A 25580-nucleotide genomic window follows, 5' to 3' on the forward strand; every position below is an offset into this window, starting at 1 on the left:
GTCCGGAGGGGTGTCAGTCATTTTGGATAGGCCTCGAGATCGACGGTCCCTTCAAAGGCAAGCTGGGCGGGACCGGTCATCAGCACATGATCGTTGGCATCCCATGCGATAACCATCTCCCCGCCGTCAACCTCTACTGTCATGCGGCGTTCTCCCAGACCACGTCGGGCGGCGTTCACGACGGCCGCGCAGGCGCCGGAACCGCAGGCCAAGGTGAAGCCCGCGCCACGTTCCCAGACCCGCAGTCGCATCCGGTCCGGCGCGTCGATACGGGCAAAGCCGATATTGGCGCGATCGGGGAAAATCGGATCGACTTCCAGTGTCGGACCGCGCTCCGCTTCCGACAGATCCTCTACAAAGAAAGTCGCGTGCGGATTGCCCATGGAAAGAGCCGCGGGCTCGCCCGCAAGAGGGAGGCGGAGTGTGTCGGCTGGTTTGGCCAACGGCACCGCCTGCCAGTCAGTCTGGGGGCAGCCCATATCGACCGTGACAACAGCGCCCCCCATTGCGTCGCGGGACAGCACTTCTGCTTTCAAAAGCCCGTTGCGGGTTTCGAAGGTTAGGCTGTCAGTGTCGCGTTCCTGTCCAATCAGACTGGCGACGCAGCGGGAGGCATTGCCGCAGGCTCCGGCCTCGCTGCCGTCAGGATTGAAAAAGCGCACAAAAACAGCGGCTTTATCGTCTGAGGTCGCTGAGAGAGTGACGAACTGGTCGCAGCCAATTCCACGCCTGCGATCGGCCAGACTGGCGATGCGCGTGGGTGTCAAGTCAAAAGAGCCCGACCTTTCGTCGATGATGACGAAGTCGTTGCCCAATCCATGCATCTTCTGAAAAAATGTCTTCATGTGTGACATTTAGGCCAAAAACCTCCGGAATGCACGGTTTTACAGGAAAAAAGTGCTTTCGACGCATGGCGTGACCGGCTTCTTAAAATATTTTTTCGAATGACATTTTAAGGGTGTTTTATTATCAAACGTAGGCAATAAGACATACTTTGACGCAAAACGCTTTCGAGAAAACGGACGCTCCTTCTCCATGCCCCAATGCCCGACGTTTTTCCGCCGGACCAGTGCTTCTCTGGCCTGTCTGCTTTGTGCGGGGGCCGCATTTTTTCCTCTCACGGCCTATGCCGATGAACAGAGTGAATCACTGGAGCTTATGGAGCAGCAGATTGCGCGAATCCAGCAGCAGCAGGCGCAACTGACCAAAGCCCTCATGGGCTTGCAGAAACAGCTTGTCGCAAGAAAGACAGCGGCGGCCAAAACGACCACCAGTCACGCCGGTCTGAGCAAGGCTACGCGCCAGAAGATCATGACGGCCAATAATGAAACAGGGCCTGTTCCAGAGACAGAGATCGAAGAGCCGGTAAGAGTCACCTCACATGGTCATGAGCCGGAAGTGCGTCCAACTTTCGTGACGGACGATGTGCCCACGATGAAGACCGTCACCGCTCATCGTTCGGAAGACATGATTGCCCATACAGCGGAAAATGGTGTCGGACCGCATACGCGTGAAAGCGTGGGCGCGCAGGCCGCTGGTGCTGTGGGTGATCACGGGGTGTTTCATGTAGGGCCGGTGACGATCGCGCTCGGCGGTTTCGTTGACGCCGCAACTGTGCTGCAAAACCGTCAGATGTCGTCGGGCACCTTCACGTTCTGGTCCGGACTTCCGTTTAAGAACAGCCCGAACTATCACACGAACAGTTTCGAAGGTTCTGCGCGATATAGCCGTCTCTCGCTCATGCTCAGGGGCAATATCGACCAGTACGAAACCATTTCCGGCTTCTTTGAAACCGATTTTGGTGCGGGTGCCGATACCACCAACGCCTATGAGAGTAACAGTTACTCCCCGCGTCTTCGGCAGGCCTACCTTGTTTACGATAACAGCAAGGAAAACTTCCATTTTCTGGCCGGTCAGGCATGGAGCATGCTGACCCCTGGTCGTGCGGGCATCATTCCAAGGCAGGAAAGTCTGCCGGAAACGATCGACGCCGCGATGATCGCGGGTCAGACCTGGGCGCGCCAGTGGCAGGTCCGCATCACGCAGGATTTCTTCAAGCATAAGCTCTGGCTCGGTCTGTCCATCGAGAATCCCCAGACCCTGTATGATACGACCGGCTACACCACAGACGGGGATGAAAGGGTTCTCCTGCCGGGTGGCAAGGTGGCGACCATCAACAAGGATGGCACGGGCCTGACCAATAACGGACCGTTCTCGAACGAGATCGCGCCGGATGTCATCGGCAAAATCGCCTATGACCCGCGTTGGGGCCATTACGAAATCGAGGGTATTGCCCATTTCGCGCATGACCGCGTGTCATGGGTCGGTGGCGGACACAACTATACCGCGCCAACCGGCGGCGGCGGCGGTTCCATGATTCTTCCCGTTATTCCGCATAAGGTCGAAGTGCGGATCGCCGGTCTGGCGGGGTATGGCATTGGTCGATATGGCTCGGTTCTTCTGCCGGATGCGACCATCAATGCCCAAGGCAAGCCGCAGCCACTGTTCTCGGCACAGGGAACGGCGGGCATCATCGCTCATCCCAGCTCGAGATTCGATGTCTATGGCTATTTCGGAACCCAGTGGGCCGGACGTAACTATTCCAACCTGAATGGTTCGGCCTACGGTTACGGCAACCCGAATGCAATGAATGCGGGCTGTAATATCGAAATGTCCTCAATGCCCTGCACGGCCAATATTCATAGTGTCATGGAAGGCACGATTGGCGCGTGGTGGCGTTTTTTCAAGGGACGGTACGGGACTGTCGAATTCGGAACCCAGCTAGCCTATTCCCGTGTGCAGGCCTATCAGGGAGTGGGTGGAAAACCGCATACTTCCGAAAGTCAGCTCTTCTTCGATTTTCGATATTTGCCATTTCAGTAAATATGGCTGCATACAGGACATGCGGGCGCTCCTCTCCGGGCGCCCGTTGTTTTTTATGAGCTGACGCTGGCTTTTCCCGAGATTTCTCTTTATGTCCGGCTTCCAGTCTCCCGTTCCAGGACCAATCTAAACCATGCCTTTTCCGGACACAGTCCCCACGCTTGCGCACGCTCTCGCCCAACGCGGCTATCAGGAGCCAACGCCCGTTCAGGAGGCTGTGCTGGATGAAAAGGCAAAGGGACGGGATCTTCTCGTCTCGGCGCGTACAGGTTCCGGCAAGACAGTCGCCTTTGGTCTCGCAATGGCCAACGAACTGCTCGATGAGCAGGGCAAGGCTGCACATGCCTCCACACCGCTGGCTCTGGTGATCGCACCGACCCGTGAACTCGCCCTGCAGGTGAAGAGCGAACTGGAATGGCTTTACGCTGATACAGGCGCGCGCATCGTTTCCTGTGTCGGTGGCATGGAGCCGCGCAAGGAAGCGCGTGCGCTGTCGATGGGCTGTCACATTGTGGTCGGCACGCCGGGTCGTCTGTGCGATCATCTTTCCCGCAAGAATCTGAATCTTTCCGGCCTCAAGGTCGCTGTTCTCGACGAAGCCGACGAGATGCTGGATCTCGGGTTCCGCGAAGAGCTGGAAACGCTGCTCGACGCCACTCCGCAGGATCGTCGCAGCTTTCTGTTCTCGGCAACGATCGCTCGTGAAATCGCCCGTCTCGCCAAGCGTTATCAGCATGACGCGCTGCGTATCGACACAATCGGTGACAACGAGCCGCATACCGATATCGAATATCGCGCCATTCTTGCAGACCAGAGTGACACGATCGGTGCGATCATCAATACGCTGCGGCTGATCGAAAGCCCCTGCTCAATGGTGTTCTGCCACACGCGTGAAGGCGTGCGGCAGTTGCACGCCGCTCTTCTTCAGCACGGCTTCTCTTCCGTCGCCATCTCCGGTGAGTTGGGCCAGAACGAGCGTAGCCGTGCGATTGAAAGCCTGCGCAACGGTCAGGCCCGTGTCTGTGTGGCTACCGACGTAGCGGCGCGTGGCATTGACGTGCCGTCCCTCGGACTGGTGATCCACGCCAGCCTGCCGGGTAGCCCCGCCACACTACTGCATCGCTCAGGCCGTACTGGCCGTGCGGGCCGTAAGGGTATCTGCGTTCTGGTGACCATCCCATCCAAGAAGCGTCAGGCTGATCGCCTGCTTCAGGCTGCCGGAGTCGATGTGACGTGGAATACGGCACCGACACTGGATCAGATCCGCGAAGCAGACACGGAGCGTCTGATCACCAGTGAGGCCCTGACGCGCGAAACACCGGAAAACGTAAAGCCGCTTGTTGAACGTCTGATCGCTGAGCGGACGCCAGAGCAACTGGCAGCAGCGCTCGTGTTCCTGTGGAACAAGGGTCTGCCCCAGCCTGTCAAAGTGCGGCCGATCACGCCTTCCAGCGCGCCAGCACGAGCGCCACGAGAGGGTGGGCGTGAGCCCCGCGAGCCACGTGAGCGGAAGCAGATGGAAGGCGGAAGCTGGTTCAAGCTTTCCGTTGGCCGTGCTGATAAGGCTGATCCCAAGTGGCTGGTGCCGGTCATCTGTCGCCTTGGAGGCGTGACCAAAAAGGATATCGGTTCGATCCGTATCGCACCGACTTATACGCTTGTAGAAATTTCGCCTGAAAAAGCGCAGCGGTTTACCGAGTGCGCTTCCGCAGCTGATGCGGATGAAATCAGGATCGAACCCGCGAAGGCGCCTTCAGGCAATGAAGCACCATCTCCGCGTGGACGGGCTCCGGGCTCGCGTTCGCCGAAGCCGCGCCGCTCCGGCGGTGATCCTGCACGTGATTCTTCGCGCAAGCGTCGGTAATCTTCAGATCGTCTGAGCGTTTTATATGGGGAGAGACCGCCGTAAGGTGGTTTCTCCCTTTTTATTTTGACAGGCGTTGCAGAGCCGTTTTCAGCGCTATGGGCTATTCACGCACTCTTTTGGCAAGGGCTGCCAGAGCGCTAATCTGGCGGGTCAGAAATTCCCGTGTTCCGACATCGGTCAGTTGCAGGCTCTCTGGATCTATTTTCTGCGTGGCCTGACCAATCATGGCTTCCGGCTTGTTGAGCACAAACGCGTCCAGAAAGACCAGTGACTGACGAAGATGATACTGGGCGCGGGCACCGCCAATAAGACCTGGTGAGGCTGTCTCGATTGCAACCGGTTTGCCAGCGAATGGCTGCGGCGATACGCGGGAAAGCCAGTCGATCGCATTCTTAAGAACACCGGGCATGGAATAGTTATATTCTGGCGTCACGATGATGACACCGTCAGAAGCAGCAATCTGCTGGGCCATCGTGAGAACGGGAGCTGGAAAGCCTTCATCCTGTACGTCGGCATTGTAATGGGGAAACTCACCGATCGACCCGAGAGGCGTGATCGTTATGCCTGGAGGCGCCAGATCAGGTAACGCACGGGCAACCGCTGCATTGAGCGATGATTTGCGCAAACTCCCTAAAAGTACAGAAAAATTCAGTCCGGAATCTATATTCATTGGAATAACTCCACAATCTGTCAGAAAATATTTGATATCAGATGATGAATCCGATGGTCGCTGAGGAGTGGAGCAGAAACGGGCTGCGTCCGTCCAGTGAGGAGCGCGTCAGGATGGCTGCGTGCTTTGAATGTAGAAGGGAACCTTGCGAGAGTTTTCTTCGATGAAGGATGAAACCCGCTCCTTCGGCATGGGATAGCCGAAGAGGTAGCCCTGTACTTCCGTGCAGCCTTTGCTGCTCAATCTGTAGAAATATTCTTCTGTTTCGACGCCTTCCGCTGTGACGGCCACTCCGAGATCCCCCGCCAGCGCAATCACCGCGCTGACAATGGCGGCGCTGCGGGAGTCCGACAGCATATCCCGCACAAAGCTTGCATCGAGCTTGATTTTCGAGAACGGAAAAAATCTCAGATATCCAAGAGAAGAATAGCCTTTTCCAAAATCGTCAAGAACGATCCGGATACCGAGAGTATTCAGTTCCTGTAGCACTCCGTAAGTCGCGGCATCAGACTCCATGAAAATGGTTTCGATGACTTCAAGCTGGAGGCGTTTGGGTGGATAGGAAGTTTCCTTCAGGATCCGTTTGATTTCCTGAATGAAATTACGATGATAGAGCTGCTCGACAGAAATATTGACTGATATCCACAGATCATTCGGCCAGGAAAGTGCCGTGAGGCAGGCTTCAGCAAGAAGCGAAATCCCCAGATCGTGCATCAGGCCAGCCTCTTCTGCGAGACGGATGAAGCGGTCCGGAGGAATGGGACCGAGAACGGGATGAGTCCAGCGGGCAAGGGCTTCGAAGCCCGCGAGATGACGCGTCTGCGCATTGATGATGGGTTGATAATGAAGCGTGATGCTGTGTGTCCGAATGGCTTCTCTCAGATCGCGGATCAGATCTCTGCGGGAATCTGCAACAGCTCTGTAGGAGGGCACGAATACACGATAGGTGTTGCCGCCCTGTCGTTTCGCTTCATACAGAGCGAGGTCTGCCGCTTCCTGCAGGGAGCTTTCATTGGAACCAGCGACAGGCGCAAGAGCGATGCCACCGCTGATGGAACAATGAATGACGGTTTCCGCGATGAACAATGGTCTGGCGACTTCGTTTACGAGTTGCGTAGCAAGATCTGTCGCTGAGTCGAGGGTGGCGTGGTGATGAATGAGCATCAATTCATCACCTCCAATGCGAAACAGCATATCACTGTTTTTCACACAAGCCTGCAGGCGTTTTGAGATCTCGATCAATGCAAGGTCGCCAACAGCGTGTCCCAGCGTGTCATTGATGGGTTTGAACTTATCGAGATCCAGCGCCAGAAGCGCAAAAGGTGTATGCTCACGGGAAAGCCGGACAAGAGCGCCTCTGAAAAAGTCTTCGTATGAATAGCGGTTTGGCAATCCGGTCAGGCTGTCATGGGCTGCTCTGAATGAAGCCTGCTGATCCAGCGCATAATCCTTGGTGATATCGGCCCCGATGCCGCGATATCCCGTGAATTCATCATTGTTGAAAAGAGGATGTCCGGTAAGGGAAAGAACGCGGATTGAGTGCGCGCTTCTGAGTGAGACAATCAGATCGCGGAAAAACAGACGGGATTGTATGCATTCTGCAAGATGATGCCACTGCGCCTGTGCTGCAACATACCCTTCCAGTGTTTTTAGAAACTGTTTTCCCGACAGATTGCCGGCGTTCTGACAAATGGCTTCAAGTGCCGGAATGCTGCTGGTCAGACACCCGCTGACATCGGTTTCCCATACCCATTCGCCGACGCTCTGATCTGAACGACGTAGCATCAACCGGACGATTTCAGTTTGTTCCTCAAGTTCCAGACTGGTGATGATGTAACGCTGAAGAAGAATGGAAACGGCGCGCCCCAGCCCAAGGATAAACGCTGCATAGATGCCGAGCAGCATCATGAGCACCACATAAAGTGTGTCTGGTTGTAGGAGCCAGGCCCAGAACAGCGCAACGATGCAACCAATGATCATGGTGGTGGCGAGAGCAACCGTTCCACAGAAAAGCGGCGATATGGACAGGGATGTTGCAATCAGGGCGACGATGTCACCTGCGATCAGCGTCTGTTCCTGGTCGGACCCATTAGGGAACACGATGACAGGGAGGCTGGCCCAGCACAGTCCAAGAAGCGCGGTGAAGATCGTAAAGTTTTTTCTGGAAAGCGCTATGTTCTGAAAGAACCATACGAAAAAGGTGTAACTTAAAACCAGGATTTCAATAATAATGAGAAGAATAACCCCGTAAACGGGATGACGCGTTTCAATGAAGGACAAGGTCAGTGGTGCGCTGATGATATTGGCTGTCAGATGAAAAGGCAGAAGACGCAAAAGTGTCCGGCGTTGCTGTGCTCTGACAATCCCCTGTAGACGTGGAGGTATGACCGGACCTTTCAGCAGGAAAGGAATATTTTTGAGCTTCTTCCAGAAACTTTTAAAAAAAACCGAGGCTGTCATATTTTTTGTATATAATTCTCATTTTGTCGATTTTTCATGCCTCGGTTACCTTCCTCGTGTTCTGAAAATGCCTCTTTTCCCTAGCAAGTAAGGAAATGGAGGCATTTTCTCTTGAAAAAACGACAAAATCGTATTTGAATAAAGACAAATCTTTATTCAAAGACTCCTCGGTTTTTTAGGAAACTTTTTCCGGTTGGACAAGCTTTTCCTGGATCTGGTCAGCTGCCCTGTCAAAAAGATGAATGCAGCGACGGATATTGGCTCCCATGGTCGCCCCCACAATTTCCGGATCGCTTGAAGGGTGATAAGCTCGGGCAAGATCTTCATCTATTTCAAGATGTGACGGGCCATGATGGTCATGAGCATTGTGAGCTTCGCCCCAGATCCAGCGACCTGAAGGGAACGTGCTGGTGAATGCTGGTGCGTGACAGAGATAGGCTGAAAGCTCTTCTGCAAGATATTCAACACCGGCCAGCCAGGAAAAAAACTCGACTGGATCGTCGCTGGTGGAAGCCTGAATAAGATTTTCAACCGATGAGAGTTGCGGATATTGATCTGCATTCAGATCGATCCCCAGTTCTTTCGCGCCCGCGACCCAAAGCAGTGCGTGCGAACCTTCCTCTTCCTTCATCTCTCTAACAGCCTCACGCGCTTCCGAGAAAAATGTCTTTACGCGTGACTGACCAAAACGTTCCACAAGCGGACGCAGGGGAAGATGCCCGACGCGCTGGTCGATGGCGCGCTCAAAGGCCTGTACGAAAGGCCAGAACCCGATCAGTAGAGCGCGGATGGACGCGCGATCACCTTGGGCACAGGCGCGGATCAGCGGAGATGAAAAGATGCCTTCTCTGGTGCCAACACGGACAACATCACGATCAAGAACGGGTTCTGCAAATAGTAAGGCGTACATGGCGTAATCCTCAAATAAACTATCCCGGTTTTCCGGTTGAAATGAGCATTAATCATTTTTGTTTTTATGAATACTTTGTTTTTATTAAATAATGTTATGTAAAAATAGTCGATTTTATTTTCTATAATTTGCATAAAATGTTTTGATATCGAAACGAATTAAGGCGGTAAGTGACTGATATATTCAGGAAAATTGATGTCTAGGAAGTAGTTTATTCGGGAATAAGGAGATGCGTGTCTCCTGTCATCCCGAATAACAGTTTTCGGAAATAAATCCGATTATTTATTGATGAACTCTGACAGTCCGGCTGCCTTGAGGACTTCAGCCTGACGGGCAGCCAGAGCATCTTCGTCAAAATCAGCGATAAGATCCTGGAACATTCTGTGCCAGTTCAGTTTCGCTCCAATCCGCATGAAGACGGAACCGAGGCCAATGGCTGAGCGATCGACAAGAACAAATTCACGGGGCGGTTTGACGCCACCCGTTTTTTGCAGGCCGGTGTGAACACGTCCGGCGATGTCGCGTCCAAAAATCGTTTCGGCATTTTCATTGATGGTGCGTTCGCGATCTTCCATCAGCGGCTCATAGAGGAAACTGGCCCACTCATTGAGCACGGTCATCGTTTCACGTGACAGGCCGGTAAAGCCCCACATCTCGTAAGCATGGGCTGCACGATCTTCATCTTTCGTGCGCAGGGCTTCACAAAGCTCGATAATGCCGCGGATGAAACGGGGACGGAAAACGCGGATTGTACCGAAATCGAGAAGATTGAAACCGAAATCATCACGAACCGTGAAATTGCCCATGTGCGGGTCGCCGTGAATGATGCCGTAGCGGTACAGCGGCACGTACCACGCTTCGAAAAGCGCACGCGCCATGGTGTTGCGCTCTTCCTGCGTCGGGTTGGTGTCAAGAACCTTCTGGAGTCCCTGACCATTGACCCATTCCATGGTCAGAAGGCGACGGGTGCAGAGTGCATCCACGGTTTTTGGAATGGTGACGGCAGTCGAGTTCTTCAGCATGATATCGTAAAGCCGAAGGTTTGCGGCTTCACGTTTGTAATCAAGCTCTTCTCTCAGACGGTCTGTGAGCTCTTCGATCACGTCATCCTGACGAATGGCGTTGTCCAGCTTGTGGTAAACGCCCATGGCCATACGGAACTGCTTCAGATCCGCCTCAACCGTGGTGGTCATGTCCGGATATTGCAGCTTGCAGGCGACAACTTCGCCATTCTGCAGAACCGCCTTGTGGACCTGCCCAAGGCTTGCCGCTGCCGCTGCTTCCCGACCAAACTCACGAAAGTTCTTTTGCCAGTCTGGGCCAAGCTCGGCCGCCATGCGTCGACGCACAAAGCTCCAGCCCATCGGAGGCGCATTGGACTGAAGCTGAGCCAATTCCGTCGCATATTCATCAGGCAGCGCGCCGGGGATGGTGGCGAGAAGTTGCGCCGCCTTCATCAGCGGCCCCTTGAGCCCGCCAAGAATGGCTTTCAGATCTTCTGCGTGGGCCGCACCATCGCCCTTAAGACCAAGACGGTGACCCGCCATACGGGCGGCGATGCCACCGACTGTGCCGGTCGTGCGCACCATCCGGCGAAATTCTCCGAACAGGCCTGTCGTATCGAGATCTTTTTCCGCCATGGCTCAGGCTTCCTCCAACTGATCAATAAAGCCCGAAATCACATCCAGTCCCTTGCGCCAGAAGGCGGGGTCACTGGCGTCAAGGCCGAAAGGCGCCAGAAGCTCGCCGTGGCGTTTGGTGCCGCCAGCCTCCAGCATTGCGCGATATTTTTCCCGGAAACCCGGCTCGCCCTGCTGATAGACGCCATACAGCGCATTCACGAGGCAGTCTCCAAAAGCATAGGCATAGACATAGAATGGCGTATGCACGAAGTGGGGGACGTAAGCCCAGTAGGTGTCATACTCGGGTGTGAAATTGAACGCCGGACCGAGGCTTTCAGTCTGAACGTCACGCCAGATAGCTCCAATCTGCTCGGGGAGCAGTTCGCCTTCGCGACGGGCGTGATGCACGCGGCTTTCGAACTGATAGAACGCGATCTGACGGACAACGGTGTTCAGCATGTCCTCAACCTTGGCGGCAAGGAGAAGCCTTTTCTGGACAGGGTCTTTTTCCGCATCGAGCAGATACTGGAAAGTCAGCATCTCACCGAACACACTGGCCGTTTCCGCCAGAGTCAGAGGGGTCGATGAGAGAAAATACCCCTGTTTTGCGGCAAGTTTCTGATGTGCACCATGTCCGAGTTCATGCGCCAGTGTCATGACGTCCCGTGTGCGCCCGCGATAGTTCATCAGAACATAGGGATGGACCGAAGGCACGACAGGATGGGCGAAAGCACCCGGCGACTTTCCCGGAACGGGTGCGGCATCGATCCAGGGCTTGTCGAAAAACTCGCTGACAATTTCACCCAGTGCCGGATCGAAATTTTCATAAGCCTGCTGCACGATCGCCTTGGCGTCCGTCCACGGAATATCCTTCTCACGCATTCCCGGCAGTGGTGCGTTGCGGTCCCAGTGTTCCAGCTTGTTCAGACCGAGCCATTTTGCCTTCAGTCCGTAATAACGATGCGACAGGCGAGGGAAGTCGTTCGTCACAGCGGAAACAAGAGCGTCCACGACCTCGTCTTCCACCATGTTGGAGACATTGCGGTAGGACTCGGGACGTGGGTAACGCCGCATCTTGTCGGAAATGGCCTTGTCCTTGGCGAGCGTGTTGGTCACCAGAGAAAACAGTCTGATATCGCCTTCCAGCGCCTTGCCGACGGCCTTGCCAGCGGCTTCGCGTCGGCTGCGATCCTGATCCGACATCTGGTTCAGTGCTTCGCCAAGCGGTATTTCCCGTCCGTCCAGTGACACACGGAGGGCTGTGATCTGCTCATCGAACAGGCGGCACCAAGCGGATGCGCCAGTTACGGATTTTTCCAGCAGTACCTGTTCGATGTCGTCCGGCAACTGATGCGGACGGAACATCCGGTGGTCACGCAGGAATGGTCGCCAGTGCGCCAGCACGGAGGAGGAAGACAGTTTTGCTTCCAGCACATCCTCTTCAATGGTGTTCAGTTCCAGAGTGAAGAACAGCAGGTCCGCCGAAATGTCGGAGATACGCTCACGCACGGCCTGACTGAATTTGCCCGTTTCGGGATCAGTCATGTCGGCGGAGAAGGACAGGGACGCGAAGGAGCCGACCTTGCCGAGGATTTCGTTGATCGTCTGGCAGGTCTCGATCGCCTTCGCCAGATCAGCGCCGGAGAGAGAGGCGATGGTGCCTTTATACTGCCCCGCAAACGCCTTGGCCTCGGCAGCCGCACGGTCCAGATCGGCCTTTACCGCAGGCGAGTCGGGACTCGTATACAGGTCGGACAGATCCCAGCGAGGCGGGGACATATCTGTGCTCTGCCCGGATGATGTGGTGTTCGCCGAAAGCGAAACCTGAGCGGAAAGGGGCCGCAGTCGAGCGTGCGGATGGGGGAAGGGAGCCTGATCTACCATGTCCGGAATTGTAGCGCGGGTGTGTGCGGGTGGCGAGGCCGATTGATTCTTTGCTGCATGTGCATTTCCCACGCTTTCGCGTGCTGACTTTTGCCGCTTTATCCCCTATGGAGCGGGCATGACCGATACGCCTCTCTCCCTGATCCGTAACTTCTCGATCATCGCCCATATCGACCACGGCAAATCTACTCTTGCCGACCGGATGATTCAGGCTTGCGGCGCGCTGACCGCCCGCGAGATGACGAATCAGGTGCTCGACAACATGGAGCTGGAGCGCGAGCGCGGCATCACCATCAAGGCGCAGACCGTGCGCCTGACCTATCCGGCCAAGGACGGCAAGACCTACATCCTGAACCTGATGGACACCCCGGGCCATGTTGACTTCGCTTACGAAGTCAGCCGCTCGCTCGCCGCGTGTGAAGGTTCTCTGCTGGTTGTGGATGCCTCGCAGGGTGTGGAAGCGCAGACGCTGGCCAACGTGTATCAGGCCATCGACGCCAATCACGAAATTGTGCCCGTCCTCAACAAGATCGATCTGCCCGCAGCCGAACCCGAGCGTGTGAAGGCGCAGATCGAGGAGGTCATCGGTATTGACGCCGAGGACGCCGTGGAGATTTCGGCCAAGACCGGTATCAACATCGAAGGCGTGCTGGAAGCTGTGGTCACCCGACTGCCTCCGCCGACAGGTGATGCCGAACTGCCGCTCAAGGCGATGCTGGTGGATAGCTGGTACGACGCCTATCTCGGCGTCATCATCCTTGTGCGTATCAAGGAAGGCCGCCTGAAGAAAGGCGCACGCATTCGGATGATGTCCACGGGCGCGACCCATCTGGTGGATCAGGTTGGTGTGTTCGCGCCGCGCATGGTGCCGGTAGATGATCTTGGACCGGGCGAGATGGGCTATATTAATGCCGCCATCAAGACCGTCGCCGACTGTAACGTGGGTGACACCATCACCGATGACCGTCGTCCGGCAGCTGAACCGCTTTCAGGCTTCAAACCGTCCATTCCGGTGGTGTGGTGTGGTCTGTTCCCGGTCAATGCGGACGATTTCGACAAGCTGCGCGACAGTCTCGGCAAGCTGCGCCTGAATGATGCCTCGTTCCATTATGAGGCCGAGACGTCAGCCGCACTCGGCTTTGGATTCCGGTGTGGCTTCCTCGGTCTGCTGCATCTGGAGATCATTCAGGAGCGCCTGTCCCGCGAATTCGATCTCGATCTGATCGCGACAGCGCCGTCCGTTGTCTATCATCTGAATATGAACGACGGCACGAAGGAGGATCTGCACAATCCGGCCGACATGCCGGATCCCATGCAGATCGAGACCATTGAGGAGCCTTGGATCAAGGCCACGATCATGGTGCCGGATGAATATCTTGGCGCCGTGCTGACGCTCTGCACTGAGCGTCGCGGTGTGCAGGTTGATCTGACCTATGTCGGCAACCGCGCGATGGCGGTTTACCGTCTGCCGCTTAACGAAGTGGTGTTCGATTTCTATGACCGCCTCAAGTCTCTGACACGTGGTTACGCCAGCTTCGACTATCAGATGGATGGTTACGAAGAGAGTGACCTTGTGCGGATTTCGATCCTCGTCAATCAGGAACCGGTGGATGCGCTGTCCTTCATCGCGCATCGGTCTGCGGCCGAGAGCCGTGGCCGCGCCATCTGCGCCCGTCTGAAAGACCTGATCCCTCGCCAGCTTTTCAAGATCGCCATTCAGGCGGCTATCGGCGCACGCGTGATTGCCCGTGAGACTATCGGCGCGCTGTCCAAAGATGTGACGGCAAAGTGTTACGGTGGTGACATCTCGCGTAAGCGCAAACTGCTGGAGAAGCAGAAAGAGGGCAAGAAGCGGATGCGGCAGTTCGGCAAGGTCGAAATTCCGCAGAGCGCGTTTTTGGCGGCGCTTAAGATGGATCGGTGAGCTGAAGACGTTTTGCATCAAAAATAAGACGGCTGTTTTAAATTGTTGCTGTTTTGGTGCGGAAGAATCCGTATTGGACGGCAGGCCTCATGTAGTTTTAAAAGGCGTATATAAAGAGAATCATTAGAGCATGATCTGAAGCACGACATTCCCGATATGGGCAATGCGTGCGTCGGAAGCTGAATTGGGTCACATGAACAATTCTTCGCCGCTATGACCGCAAAAACAGCAGGTTCATCAGGAGTAGGGAAGGCTGCGACCAGCGGTTTTCTCTGGCTTGCGGTTCAGAGTCTGGCCGCCCGGGGTATTGGATTTATCTCGCAGCTTTTCCTGGCGCGATTACTTCTACCGGAAGATTTCGGTACAATCGGTCTTGCGCTGACAGTTACTGCCATTGCCAATTCTCTGATCAGCTTTGGGATCGACGAGGTTCTGCTCCAGCGTCAGAAAACCATGACGTTGTGGGAACCGCTGGCGTTCTGGATGTCGGCGGGAGTGAGTGTGGCAGGCATGGTGGGCATGTTCATCGCAGCGCCATTCGCCGCACACTGGTACCATTCCCCAGCTCTTGTCGGCCTCATCATGGCGATTGCTGTTGCTACGCCTCTTCGTGCGCTAAGCACTGTGTCGGCCGTAAAGGTCCGAGCGGAAATGGATTTCCGCTTTCTGGCCGCCTGCAACACATTCGAGATTGTGGCGCTACAGGTTCTGACCATTATTCTTGCCGCGCTGGGAACGGGGGCATACGCCTTTGCCATTCCTTATCCCATCGTTGCCCTAGTGCGGACAGTCTGGCTCTGGAAGCGGGCCACACCTTCGATAAAAGGGCGATACAAGGCCATACAGGCCCGTTATCTGGTGGGTAACAGCACGCTCATTCTGTTGAACCGGACCTGTATCGAATTCATCAATCAGGGTGACTACATCGTCCTTGGGCTCATCGCATCGAAGGCGATGGTCGGTTATTACTTCTTTGCTTTTCGGTTTGCCGCCCAGCCTGTTCGCATGCTGGCGGGCAATGTCAGCAACGTCGTGTTTCCGGCGCTTGTGCAGTTTCGTAATGACCCGGCCCGTCAGACTGACGCCGTCCTCCGTGCATGCCGCCTTCTTGGTTATCTTGTCATGCCGTTCTGCTTTTTGCAGGCGGGGCTGGCAAAACCGGGGTTGCATCTGCTGTTCGGTGACCGCTGGATGCCTGCGGTGCCCTATGTCATCATCCTGAGCATTGGTCTGCCGTTTGACGCGATAAGCTGGATTACGGGAGCTCTCCAGAGTGCAAGGCGAGAATTTGCACGGTCCTGTCAGTATCGGCTTATCGCGTTTCCTCTGTTTTACATCATGGTCGGTCTTGGGGGATATTGGGGAGGCGTCATGGGCGTCGCTCTTGCTGTGGCGGCTTATTATTTCGTGTGGCCGCCCATCACTTCCTATCTAATTTTGATTGGATCGGGTGTGTCGGCTCTGACCGTGGCCGAATTCTATTTCATGCCCATGATTTTTTCCTGCATCGCCATTGGAGCCGGTATGGCTCTTGCTCAGACCAGTCTCTTCCACGGCAACGATTTCGTGGAATGTCTGGTCATTGGCATTGTGACCTGTATCATTTATCCGGCACTGCTGGCGGTGTTCCGGCCCGAGATGTTCAGGGAAATCGTGAACCGGTTCGGTGGCAAGCTCAAAAAACGGCGTCGCACAGGAGAGGCTAGCGCCTGATCCATTCCCGACAGGCTGACTGACGCCGCTCCCAACCGAGCCGCTCCAGTTCCGGTGTGTCGTGGCGTTCACGCGGGTATCCGACACATAGATAGGCGATGAAACGCCACGATGTGGGACTTTCCAGCGCCTGTCGCACAGCGTCAGGTTCAAGAATGGAAACCCACCCCACGCCGATCCCTCTTGCGGCGGCAGCCAGCCAGAAGGTGTGGATCGCCATGACCGTGGACCACACCGTCGTCTCCGGCATGGTGCGGCGACCGAGACCACGTCCTTGCTCGGGGTTTTCCACCGAAAACACCGCAATATGATGGGGTGCGTCATCCAGTCCAGCCAGTTTCAGGCGGGCATAGGCGGCGGCGTCCTCGCCCTCACGCTCAGCGAGCGCTTCGGCCTGACTGCGGGCAAAGAGACCTCGCACAGTCTGGCGTCGGGCAGGGTTGTCCACGCGCATGAAGCGCCATGGCTCGCTAAGACCAACCGATGGCGCCATGCTCGCGACCTGTAGCAGTTCATCGAGTGTGGCCTCGGCCACCGGCTCAGGACGAAAATGCCGGACGTCCCGCCGCCAGCGAAAAACGTCCTCCAGAACGGCTGAAGCTGTCATCCTTTATAGGCTTCGCCCGGTGGAAGCAGTTTACCGGGATTGAGGATGCCGCGCGGGTCCATCGTTTGCTTCAGGGCCCGCATCACGCTGAGCGCTCCCGCACCATGTTCCTGCTCAAGAAATTCCAGCTTGCCAATCCCGACGCCATGTTCGCCGCTGCAGGAGCCGCCCAGCGCCAGCGCCCGGCTGACAATCTTGCGGTCCAATTCAAGCAGCCGCTCACGTCCCTTTGGAGAATTCTCGGTGAGAATCAGTGTGTGGAAATTGCCATCGCCCACATGACCCAGCATGGCGGCGCGCAGACCGGAAGCAGCGATATCCTCGCGTGCGCCGTCGATCAGTTCGCCAAGACGGGAGATCGGCACGATGCAGTCGGTGGAGATGACAAGCGCCGAGTGGTCGATGGCGCGCGCTGCCCAAAAAGCATCATGACGGGCCTTCCACAGACGGGTGCGCTCCTCGGGTGTGTCAGCCCACGCGAAGCCGAGACCGCCATTGTCGCGGGCAATGCTCTCTGTGGCCTCCACCTGCTCACGCACGGACGCGGGACCACCGGAGAACTCAAAGAACAGCGTCGGCAGAGGTTTCAGTTCGTCGAGGTGAGAGAAGGCGATGCTGGCCGCCATCTGCACTTCATCCAGAAACTCCACGCGGGCGACGGGCAGGCCATACTGGATCATCTCGACGGCGGTGTTGATCGCCTCGTCCACCGTGTTGAACTGACAGATCGCGGCGGCGATGCTTTCCGGCAGTCCGTAGAGACGCAACTGGATCTCGGTGATGATGCCCAGCGTGCCTTCCGAGCCGATAAACAGCGAAGTCAGATCGTAGCCCGTCGAGGATTTGCGGACCCGGCCACCTGTGTGGATCACCTCGCCAGTGGCGAGCACCACGGTCAGGCCGAGCAAGTTTTCTTTCATCGTACCGTACTTGACCGCCGCCGTGCCGGAGGCGCGGGTGGCGCACATGCCGCCGAGCGTGGCCTCACCACCGGGATCGACCGGAAAGAACAGGCCGGAATCGCGGATGTGGGCGTTGAGTTCCTGCCGCGTCAGACCAGCCTGCACACGGCAGTCGAGGTCTTCCGGATTGAACTGCACGATCTTCGTCATGCGGGAGAGATCGAGGCTGATGCCTTCTGCGGGCGGCGTGACATGGCCTTCAATCGACGTGCCCGCACCGAACGCGACAACTGGCACGCGATGTTCGTGACATAGGGACAGCACGCGGGAGACATCGTCCGTGCTTTCCGCGAAGATAACAGCGGCGGGCAGACAGGACGCATCCAGAGCCTCGCCGTGGCTGTGTTCCTCGCGCACGGAGGCCACGGTGCTGATCTGGCTTCCCATGGTTTCGCGAAGAGCGGAAAGAACGGTTTCCACGCCGGTCATCGGGGCAGAGAGGGTGTCGGACATGCGGGCTGCCTGATCTGTGAATACGGAATTCACACGCTTGTATCCGCTGTTTGTGTCTTCGACTACCGATACAGGAACGCGGCAGGGTTTCCGGCGCAGATGAGAAAACGGCGCTGTTCACGCCTGTGAAACCTCTCCGGGCTTGACATGAGCGCCCGTGACCGGCTTCCTCCGCCCCTGAATTTTCACATTGTGGCCGGACGGCTCCCCGCTGTCCGCGCCGCGTTCCAGCCGGGCAGGAATTGACCACATGCATCCGTATCGCACCCATAGCTGCGCCGCCCTCCGCGCCGAAGACGCCGGAAAAACCGTGCGCCTGTCCGGCTGGGTCCACAGCAAGCGAGATCACGGCGGCCTGCTGTTCATCGATCTGCGCGATCAGGACGGCCTGACGCAGATTGTCATTCCCGCCGAATCTCCGGTCATGCCGGTGGCTGAAGAAACCCGCGTCGAGAGCGTCATCACCGTGACGGGTGAGGTCGTGCTGCGTGAGGAAACCACGCGCAACCCGAACCTGCCGACCGGCGACATCGAACTGCGTGCAAAAGAATTCACGGTGCAGTCCGCCGCCGCCGTCCTGCCATTCCAGGTCGCTGGCAACGAGCATTATGGCGAAGAGCTGCGTCTGAAATACCGCTATCTCGACCTGCGCCGCGAGAAGATTCATCGCAACATCCTGCTGCGCTCGCAGGTGATCGCCAGTCTGCGTCGCCGTATGGTCGAGCAGGGCTTTACCGAGTTCCAGACGCCGATCCTGACGGCCTCCTCCCCGGAAGGCGCACGCGACTTCCTCGTGCCGTCACGCCTGCATCCCGGCAAGTTCTACGCGCTCCCGCAGGCCCCGCAGCAGTTCAAGCAGCTTGCCATGGTCGCGGGTTTCGACCGCTACTTCCAGATCGCGCCCTGCTTCCGTGACGAAGCCGCCCGCGCCGACCGCAGCCCCGGCGAGTTCTATCAGCTCGATTTCGAGATGGCCTTCGCCACGCAGGAAGAAGTGTTCGCAACACTTGAGCCGGTCATGGAAGGCGTGTTCCGTGAGTTCGGCAATGGCCGCGCCGTGACACCTGCACCGTTCCCGCGCATCCCGTATGCCGAGGCGATGGCTGTTTACGGTTCCGACAAGCCGGACCTGCGCAACCCGCTGAAAATCGCCAACGTCACCGAGCAGTTTGCTGGTTCATCCTTCGGTCTGTTCGCCAAAATCGCGGCTGGTGGTGGTGAAATCCGCGCCATTCCCGCACCAGGCGCTGGTCCGAAGCCGCGCGGCTTCTTCGACAAGCTGAACGCGTGGGCGCGTGAGAATGGCGCTGGCGGCCTCGGCTACATCCAGTTCGACGAGGAAGGCGGCAAGGGACCGATCGCCAAGAACCTCGAAGCCGACCGCGTGAAGGCCATTCAGGACAAGCTCGGCCTGAAAGCCGGTGACGCCGTGTTCTTTGCCGCTGGCAAGGGCGATGAGGTGGCGAAGTTCTCCGGTCTGGTCCGCACCAAGATTGCGACCGAGCTGGAGCTGATCGAGGAAGGCGAGTTCCGCTTCTGCTGGATCGTCGATTTCCCGATGTATGAGAAGAACGAGGAAACGGGGCAGATCGACTTCTCCCACAACCCGTTCTCCATGCCGCAGGGTGGTCTTGAAGCGCTCAACACGCAGGATCCGCTCGACGTCAAAGCCTATCAGTATGACATTGTCTGCAACGGCATCGAGCTGACCTCCGGCGCGATCCGTAACCACCTGCCGGACCTGATGATCCGCGCTTTCGAGATCGCGGGTTATCCGGAAAGCGTGGTCGAGGAGCAGTTCGGCGGCATGCTGAACGCCTTCCGCTTCGGCGCGCCGCCGCATGGTGGCGCTGCTCCGGGCGTGGACCGCATGGTCATGCTGCTGGCTGATGAGCCGAACATCCGCGAGGTTATCCTGTTCCCGCTGAATCAGCAGGGCGAGGATCTGATGATGGGCGCACCGTCCACCGTCGAGCCTGCGCGTCTGAAGGAACTGTCCATCGCGCTGAACCTGCCCAAGCCGAAGCCTGTCGTGAAGAAGGATGCGGCGGAGAAGGAGTGAGGTGGTTTAGTGTTTTTGTAGTGAGGTGAGTTTGGAAGCCGGGAACAGGTTTGTTTCCGGCTTTTTGAAGGAGATGTTTTGATTTAACTGCTTGAGGCTGGAAAATGGAATGTCTGGTTCTTTGGTTATGTCCCGAGATTTCCAGACATTCAAAGTATCGTAAATTCAAAAACTTAATCGTATACTGTTAATGTATTTTTGATGTCATACTATAGCCTTTTTTATGTTTTCACATAACTTTTGACTCCAAGTACTTCCTACGCTGTCTAAAAAAGCTCGAATACAGTCGGTCTCTAAAACCTCACGTGAGCAAGAAAGCTTCCCAGCTATTTTTGGAAAATATTCGTGGTGGTCTATATCTGGATGTGATGACAAAAATGTATCAGCACTAAACCCATATAATTCGTTAAGTTTATCCTTGGATGCTTTTGAGCAGAACACTTCTTTTTCTGGTGGGAGGCTTCCTGGGAGTGCCAAAAGGTGTTGAGCTAGATCTTCTCCTTGGTCAGCATCCCTAACTGCGATTGATTTTTGCCCTGCTTTAGTAAGAACTTTGTGAGCTGACAATACAGCCTTGGCATCACCAAATGGAATTATTTCCACTGATTCCAATAAATTAATGTCGTACCGTCTTAGTATTTCTCGAAGAAACGACTGAGCGAATTCGTCCTCAACACAAATAATAGCATGCCCTCTTTCCCCGCATGAAAGGGCTGTTTTTACTCTGGTTGATGTTACACTATCAAATACATCAACTCCGTCTTTCCCTCTAATAAGTAGTTTTCGTCCTTCTGGTGGTAAGGCGTCCATCATAATACTTGAGTGTGTAGAAAAAATAATCTGGTGGCCACGTCTATTTACCACATCCATTAAATATTTTATAAATTCATACTGCGCGCTTTCGTGAAGTGAGGTTTCTGGTTCTTCCAAGACTATTAAGCTTTGTGCTGGACAACTTTCTAAGAGTCTAATTGTATAAACAACTCTTCCCTCACCAAATCCCATATTATTTTCGGAATACTTTGCGCCAAAACGACTTGCCACACCCAGTTCTGCACTTCGTGATCTGGCCTTTACCCCTTGAAAATATATATCTTCGTAATTGGAGCCGAGGATACGGCTAGCATACATTGCACCATTTTCTACATCAACCCTATCTTCGTCAGATACAGAAAGACTAGATGCAAGATATATACTGAGATCTCTTTGTTCTATTTTTGGTATGTACACTGTGAATCCAAGATATTCGACGTTCCTCTCGGGTTGTCTTTTGTATCCAGACCATTCCTTCTTAGAGCGAGTAACTGTCAGTTCTTGTTTGGTTGAGGGTTTGTCTGTTTCGTAAAAAAATTCAATTTTTGCGGTGGGGGTAAATGGTTCTGGATCTAGGTTAGAAACAGGAAAGAAGTCTTTTACATAAAATCGCTTAGAGTTTTTTGATGTAGGCATTTTACGATATGCACAAAGCATAAGTTGCCCCACGGTGCTTTTCCCAGATCCATTAAATCCGGAAAGAGCTGTTATAGGATAATCAAAATTTATTTCTGTATTAACACCTCTAAATCCATTTATTTTTACAGATGTTATAACTGGTCCAAAATTTTTATATCTATTTTTTCTTTGTATTTTTCCAATAATTTCTTTCTAATATCCATTTTATTTACCCTAAGATACTAAATTCAGTCTTTAATGATTGCTCGCCTTTTCTATTTCGTCAAGGTTGGTTAGAGGTCTGATATGTGGTATACTATTTGCAAGTTCAAATTATTTTGTTTGTAACCCACCACTTTTTTCTTTTACTGGCACCGACGTAACCAAAGTTTCCGCAGGCGGCGGCTCCGGCAACTGTGGCAGATCGTTCAACTCCATCAGAAACTCCTGCTCCCGCACATCCAGCTGACGCCTGATTGCTCTTTCCGTCAGGTCGTTGATATTGCGGTCCGTCAGCAGGGAATGCAGCACGCGCCGTTGCAGGCGCACGATGCGCAACCGCAGCATCAGTTCGTCGCGCTTTCTCTGCACACTGCCGCTGCGTTTGCCTTCCCCATCGTCGAGCGTCGGGTCCAGACGGCGCAGCCGTTCGTTGAACTCGGTCATCAGCAGGCTGACCGTGTCGTTAGTGCAGTTGGCGTCCGGCGGCAGGTGAGCCTGTTCAGCCTGAAGCTCGGCGATGCTGGAGCGGATCAGGGTGATGCGGGTTTCCAGAAGCTCGCGTTGCGCCGGGGTTTCACCGTCATTGCGGGGCAACAGTTTCAGGGCGCGGGGCAGACCGAAGGTGGTCAGCAGCAGCGAGGTGATGATGACGCCGGTCGCCAGCACGACCATCACGGTTCGCTCCGGCATATCGCTTTCTGACGGCAGGGAAATGATGGCGGCCAGTGTCACGGCCCCGCGTGCGCCCGCCAGCGTCATGACCAGCACATTGCGCCAAGACGGCAGGGCCTGCGGACGGTGGATCAGTTTCCCGACGCCATAAAAGACCAGCCCGTTGGCGACCATCCAGACCGCGCGCAGTAGACTCATGGCGCACTGGATGCCGACAATGGCCAAAGGCAGCATCCATGGAGTCAGTCCGGCGGAGCGCACGATGTGCGCGGCCTGCTCGACCTGTCCGGGCAACTGCTGTCCCAGCATAATGAACACCAGCCCATTCAGGGTCGAACAGAGCTGATCCCACAAGGTCGCCGCCCGTAGACGTGTCTCGATTTGCGTTTCCGACATCACGCCGGTCAGACGGATGGAGATACCCGCTGCGACGGAGGCAAGAATGCCGGAACATTCAACAGAGTCGGCAATCAGATAGATGATGTAGGGGATGAGTAGTGAGATCAGGATATGGTTCGATGAATCATCGTAACCGCGCCTGAGTGCCATCAGTTCGATCCGGGCGAACAGCCAGCCCAGCCCTGCGCCGATCAGCACACCGCCAAACGAGACATAGACGAAGTTGCTGGAGGCCGCTTTCAGGGAAAACAGACCAGTCGTGGCGGCGGCGACTGCGAACTTGAAGCAGACAAGGCCGGAAGCATCGTTCAGCAGGGCTTCGCCGTTGAGCACCTGCGTCAGACGGGCCGGGGCCTTCGCCGTGGCGAGGAAGCTGTTGACGGACACAGCGTCTGTTGGCGAGAGCGCCGCCGCCAGCGCCATACCGGCAGCAGGCAGGATCGCGGGCATGATCCAGTGCACGGCGTATCCTCCCGCGACGGTGCTGAAAATCACCAATCCGACAGCAAGAGAGAAGATGATGGTCCGCAACTCGCCGAATTCCCGCATGGGGATGCGATAGGCGTCGATGAACAGCAGCGGCGGCATCAGCAGAAGCAGGAACAGTTCCGAGGAGAGCGGAACGGAGAAGCCGAGGAAACTGACGGCGCTTCCCGCTGCGATCTGCAAAAGCGGCAGGGGAATACGGACGGGGAGCAGTCGGCCCAGCAGTCCAGACAGAGCAGTCATGACAAGCAGGGCCAGAACGGTAAGGGCGACGTCCATCAGAACTCTCGTTTAGAGGGGGGAAGCCGCCTCTTTCGGGGAGAGGTATTGCTGACGGGGGAGGGGGCGGCAAATGAAAAAAACAGGTGAGAGGTGAGCGATGTGAAAGACTTGTGTTGCTTCCCATTGACCCGGCCGGTTTGCGTTCCCATTATTTTATAAAGAGAGGGTGCAGTCTGTCGGCGCGTTGTCCATGGGGAGACGCGACGGGACTGCGCCATAACAGAGATCCGTGCGGGTGCGTCACAAGGCGGTCCGGAACCGGGTCTGCGATATTATGGTGCGGGTTACGACCGTTCCGGATCTGGTGGAGCAGGATAATGGCGACTGAAGGCCCCGAGGCACAGTTTCTCAAGCCGCGTCTTAACGCGCTGGTAGCTGAAGCCGCGAAGAATGGCTTTTCGACGGATGTAACGATCGCCGTTCTGCTTGATCTGCTGGATACGGAGAGTTTTGGTGTGACCACGCCTGAAGGAGAAGATGAGTGAGCGCAGGCGATCCATATCAGGTACTGGGTGTCGCGCGAACCGCGAGTCAGGACGAGATTCGCAAGGCCTATCGCAAGCTGGCCAAGAAATATCACCCGGACTTCAATCCGGGCGACAAGGAAGCCGAGGAGAAATTCAAGGCTGCCAGTCAGGCGAATGACCTGTTGTCAGATGAAGCCCAGCGGGCGCGCTATGACCGCGGTGAGATCGATGCGACCGGACAGGAACGTGCGCCTCCGGGTTACGGAGCGCATGGCGGCTACCGTGACTTCGGGGAAGGCATGGGCGGCTTCCGTCAGGGTGGCGGAGCTGGTGGTTTCTCGACCGAGGATCTGAGTGATCTGTTCGGTGGCATGTTTGGCGGTGGACGCGGTGGTGGCGGTTTCAACCGTCGTCCCTCCGGTCCGCAGCCGGGACAGGACAGGTCCTATAATCTGACGGTGTCCTTTATCGATTCCGTGCTGGGAACGACATCGCGTGTTTCATTGCCGGGAGGCTCCACACTGGATGTCCGCATTCCGCCGGGCATTGAGAGTGGTCAGGTTCTTAGGCTGCGTGGAAAAGGCGGCGAGGGGATTCAGGGCGGTCCTGCCGGGGACGCTCTCATCACTGTCACGGTGACACCGGATGCCCAGTATACACGGGAAGGGCGTGACCTCCGGGAGACCCTTCCAGTCGATCTGAAGACTGCCATTCTCGGTGGACCTATCACTGTTCCGACGCCATCCGGTGCGGTGCGCATGAATGTTCCTGCTGACTCCGACACAGGCACAGTCCTGCGTCTGAAGGGACGGGGCGTGAAGGAGCACGGGAAGCACGAGGCCGGTAATCTGTATGTCCGGCTGGAAGTGCATATTGGCAAGGCTGACGAGAAGCTGAAGGCGTTTCTCAAAGGGCAGGATGCTGAAGAAGAAGCCGCCTCTTCCGCCGGGTAAAAGTGTCAGTATTGGTTTGAATCAGAACACCCTCTGTCAGTCTGGCAGAGGGTGTTCTGATATCAGAGGCTCAGTATCCGGGGCCGCCCATCATAGCGCCCGGAGCCATACCACCGCCGGTTGCCATGCCACCCGGTCCCATGCCGCTGACCACACCGTTGACAACCACGGCCGAGATGATGCCGGTGGCGATGGCGGTCAGAAGGAATTGATTGCCCGACTGGATCCAGCGATATCCATACGGAGGCGCGTAAAGCCCACGATAGGACTGCCAGTTATTGATCCACGGATCACCACCCCAGTAGCGGGCACCAGGACGCCAGTTGTTCATGGGTGGCGGCGGTGCTCCACGGCGACCGTATCCGCCACCGCCGCCACGAGAGTCGCGTCCTCCGGGGCCGCCGTGGTCCGGGCCGCCTCGTCCACCGCCGCCGCCACGGAACTCACCACCCTGATGACTTCCTCCGGGCATGGGCTGTGCCATCGCGCAGACAGGCGCGACGCTCAGAACGGACGCCATGATGAATGCGATCGGTTTTATTCGCATGTAGAACTCGTTTCCTGAGTTGTGTTGAAGGTCAACCTGACACGAAAACGATGGCGCTAACATGGCGTTGATTCAAGGTGAAGCCCGACTATGAGGACAATTTT

At 56.0% G+C, this 25580-nt stretch carries 18 protein-coding genes; 7 read left to right on the top strand and 11 right to left on the bottom strand.

The window, feature by feature from the left end; translation table 11 throughout:
* Window positions 1-17 precede the first annotated feature (17 nt).
* Entirely contained in the window at window positions 18-845 is an 828-nt protein-coding gene (gene dapF / locus B3759_RS15290) for a diaminopimelate epimerase (RefSeq protein WP_291367254.1), read from the bottom strand.
* A gap of 190 nt (window positions 846-1035) precedes the next feature.
* Between dapF and B3759_RS15295 the strand changes: the two genes are divergently transcribed.
* Both B3759_RS15295 and B3759_RS15300 read left to right on the top strand, forming a co-directional pair.
* The gene (locus B3759_RS15295; protein ID WP_291367256.1) at window positions 1036-2883 is read left to right on the top strand and encodes a hypothetical protein; all 1848 of its coding nucleotides are present in this window, start codon (window positions 1036-1038) and stop codon (window positions 2881-2883) included.
* A gap of 133 nt (window positions 2884-3016) precedes the next feature.
* Entirely contained in the window at window positions 3017-4747 is a 1731-nt protein-coding gene (locus B3759_RS15300) for a DEAD/DEAH box helicase (protein WP_291367258.1), read from the top strand.
* A gap of 103 nt (window positions 4748-4850) precedes the next feature.
* On the opposite strand, the gene B3759_RS15305 is transcribed toward B3759_RS15300, so the two are convergent.
* From B3759_RS15305 to B3759_RS15325, 5 genes are all read right to left on the bottom strand, one after another.
* A complete protein-coding gene (locus B3759_RS15305; protein ID WP_291367260.1) occupies window positions 4851-5420 on the bottom strand; it encodes an NADPH-dependent FMN reductase in 570 nt (189 codons plus the stop codon).
* A 108-nt stretch (window positions 5421-5528) separates the two neighbouring features.
* Window positions 5529-7754, bottom strand: coding sequence for a putative bifunctional diguanylate cyclase/phosphodiesterase (locus B3759_RS15310; RefSeq protein ID WP_291367262.1), 2226 nt, complete (start codon window positions 7752-7754; stop codon window positions 5529-5531).
* 301 nt (window positions 7755-8055) lie between these two features.
* Window positions 8056-8790, bottom strand: coding sequence for a hypothetical protein (locus B3759_RS15315; protein WP_291367264.1), 735 nt, complete (start codon window positions 8788-8790; stop codon window positions 8056-8058).
* A gap of 278 nt (window positions 8791-9068) precedes the next feature.
* Complete coding sequence (locus tag B3759_RS15320) at window positions 9069-10430, bottom strand: ABC1 kinase family protein (RefSeq protein WP_291367265.1); 1362 nt, start codon at window positions 10428-10430, stop codon at window positions 9069-9071.
* 3 nt (window positions 10431-10433) lie between these two features.
* Window positions 10434-12296 carry a M3 family oligoendopeptidase gene (locus B3759_RS15325; protein WP_408736505.1) on the bottom strand — a complete coding sequence of 621 codons (1863 nt, stop codon included), beginning with the start codon at window positions 12294-12296 and terminating at the stop codon, window positions 10434-10436.
* 118 nt (window positions 12297-12414) lie between these two features.
* Between B3759_RS15325 and lepA the strand changes: the two genes are divergently transcribed.
* Window positions 12415-14220, top strand: coding sequence for a translation elongation factor 4 (gene lepA, locus B3759_RS15330; protein WP_291367269.1), 1806 nt, complete (start codon window positions 12415-12417; stop codon window positions 14218-14220).
* Window positions 14221-14433: 213 nt separating this feature from the next.
* Window positions 14434-15933 (top strand): lipopolysaccharide biosynthesis protein, encoded by a 1500-nt coding sequence (locus B3759_RS15335; protein ID WP_291367271.1) that lies wholly within the window; start codon window positions 14434-14436, stop codon window positions 15931-15933.
* Here the strand turns inward: B3759_RS15335 and bluB are convergent.
* On the bottom strand, window positions 15923-16540 hold the full coding sequence (gene bluB / locus B3759_RS15340; protein ID WP_291367273.1) for a 5,6-dimethylbenzimidazole synthase: 618 nt from the start codon (window positions 16538-16540) through the stop codon (window positions 15923-15925). The genes B3759_RS15335 and bluB overlap by 11 nt on opposite strands.
* The gene (locus B3759_RS15345; protein WP_408736506.1) at window positions 16537-17931 is read right to left on the bottom strand and encodes an FAD-binding oxidoreductase; all 1395 of its coding nucleotides are present in this window, start codon (window positions 17929-17931) and stop codon (window positions 16537-16539) included. Before B3759_RS15345 ends, bluB begins: the two co-directional genes overlap by 4 nt.
* Before the next feature lie 274 nt (window positions 17932-18205).
* On the opposite strand from B3759_RS15345, the gene aspS reads away from it, so the two are divergent.
* Window positions 18206-20017: an aspartate--tRNA ligase gene (gene aspS, locus B3759_RS15350; protein WP_291367275.1), complete on the top strand. Its 1812-nt coding sequence runs from the start codon at window positions 18206-18208 to the stop codon at window positions 20015-20017.
* A 204-nt stretch (window positions 20018-20221) separates the two neighbouring features.
* Here aspS and B3759_RS15355 read toward each other — a convergent pair whose 3' ends face one another.
* Together B3759_RS15355 and B3759_RS15360 are read right to left on the bottom strand one after the other, a co-directional pair.
* On the bottom strand, window positions 20222-21655 hold the full coding sequence (locus tag B3759_RS15355; RefSeq protein WP_349679307.1) for an ATP-dependent nuclease: 1434 nt from the start codon (window positions 21653-21655) through the stop codon (window positions 20222-20224).
* Window positions 21656-21781: 126 nt separating this feature from the next.
* Window positions 21782-23506: a Na+/H+ antiporter gene (locus tag B3759_RS15360; RefSeq protein WP_291367277.1), complete on the bottom strand. Its 1725-nt coding sequence runs from the start codon at window positions 23504-23506 to the stop codon at window positions 21782-21784.
* A gap of 320 nt (window positions 23507-23826) precedes the next feature.
* Between B3759_RS15360 and B3759_RS15365 the strand changes: the two genes are divergently transcribed.
* Window positions 23827-23994: a hypothetical protein gene (locus B3759_RS15365; RefSeq protein ID WP_010668762.1), complete on the top strand. Its 168-nt coding sequence runs from the start codon at window positions 23827-23829 to the stop codon at window positions 23992-23994.
* Entirely contained in the window at window positions 23991-24929 is a 939-nt protein-coding gene (locus B3759_RS15370; protein ID WP_291367280.1) for a DnaJ C-terminal domain-containing protein, read from the top strand. Before B3759_RS15365 ends, B3759_RS15370 begins: the two co-directional genes overlap by 4 nt.
* A gap of 70 nt (window positions 24930-24999) precedes the next feature.
* On the opposite strand, the gene B3759_RS15375 is transcribed toward B3759_RS15370, so the two are convergent.
* Entirely contained in the window at window positions 25000-25476 is a 477-nt protein-coding gene (locus B3759_RS15375) for an RcnB family protein (protein WP_291367282.1), read from the bottom strand.
* Window positions 25477-25580: the final 104 nt, after the last annotated feature.

Origin of the sequence: Acetobacter sp. UBA5411 (assembly GCF_002409645.1) — a bacterium.
In the GTDB taxonomy this organism is placed as follows: Bacteria; Pseudomonadota; Alphaproteobacteria; order Acetobacterales; family Acetobacteraceae; genus Acetobacter.

Excerpts from the sequence above, each read along its gene's own strand:
- B3759_RS15375 (WP_291367282.1), bottom strand. The coding sequence starts at position 25,476 with ATGCGAATAAAACCGATCGCATTCATCATGGCGTCCGTTCTGAGCGTC.
- B3759_RS15300 (WP_291367258.1), top strand. The coding sequence starts at position 3,017 with ATGCCTTTTCCGGACACAGTCCCCACGCTTGCGCACGCTCTCGCCCAA.
- B3759_RS15315 (WP_291367264.1), bottom strand. The coding sequence starts at position 8,790 with ATGTACGCCTTACTATTTGCAGAACCCGTTCTTGATCGTGATGTTGTC.
- B3759_RS15305 (WP_291367260.1), bottom strand. The coding sequence starts at position 5,420 with ATGAATATAGATTCCGGACTGAATTTTTCTGTACTTTTAGGGAGTTTG.
- bluB (WP_291367273.1), bottom strand. The coding sequence starts at position 16,540 with ATGACAGCTTCAGCCGTTCTGGAGGACGTTTTTCGCTGGCGGCGGGAC.
- dapF (WP_291367254.1), bottom strand. The coding sequence starts at position 845 with ATGAAGACATTTTTTCAGAAGATGCATGGATTGGGCAACGACTTCGTC.
- B3759_RS15325 (WP_408736505.1), bottom strand. The coding sequence starts at position 12,296 with ATGGTAGATCAGGCTCCCTTCCCCCATCCGCACGCTCGACTGCGGCCC.
- B3759_RS15320 (WP_291367265.1), bottom strand. The coding sequence starts at position 10,430 with ATGGCGGAAAAAGATCTCGATACGACAGGCCTGTTCGGAGAATTTCGC.
- B3759_RS15335 (WP_291367271.1), top strand. The coding sequence starts at position 14,434 with ATGACCGCAAAAACAGCAGGTTCATCAGGAGTAGGGAAGGCTGCGACC.
- B3759_RS15345 (WP_408736506.1), bottom strand. The coding sequence starts at position 17,931 with ATGACCGGCGTGGAAACCGTTCTTTCCGCTCTTCGCGAAACCATGGGA.
- B3759_RS15360 (WP_291367277.1), bottom strand. The coding sequence starts at position 23,506 with ATGGACGTCGCCCTTACCGTTCTGGCCCTGCTTGTCATGACTGCTCTG.
- B3759_RS15365 (WP_010668762.1), top strand. The coding sequence starts at position 23,827 with ATGGCGACTGAAGGCCCCGAGGCACAGTTTCTCAAGCCGCGTCTTAAC.
- aspS (WP_291367275.1), top strand. The coding sequence starts at position 18,206 with ATGCATCCGTATCGCACCCATAGCTGCGCCGCCCTCCGCGCCGAAGAC.
- B3759_RS15295 (WP_291367256.1), top strand. The coding sequence starts at position 1,036 with ATGCCCCAATGCCCGACGTTTTTCCGCCGGACCAGTGCTTCTCTGGCC.
- lepA (WP_291367269.1), top strand. The coding sequence starts at position 12,415 with ATGACCGATACGCCTCTCTCCCTGATCCGTAACTTCTCGATCATCGCC.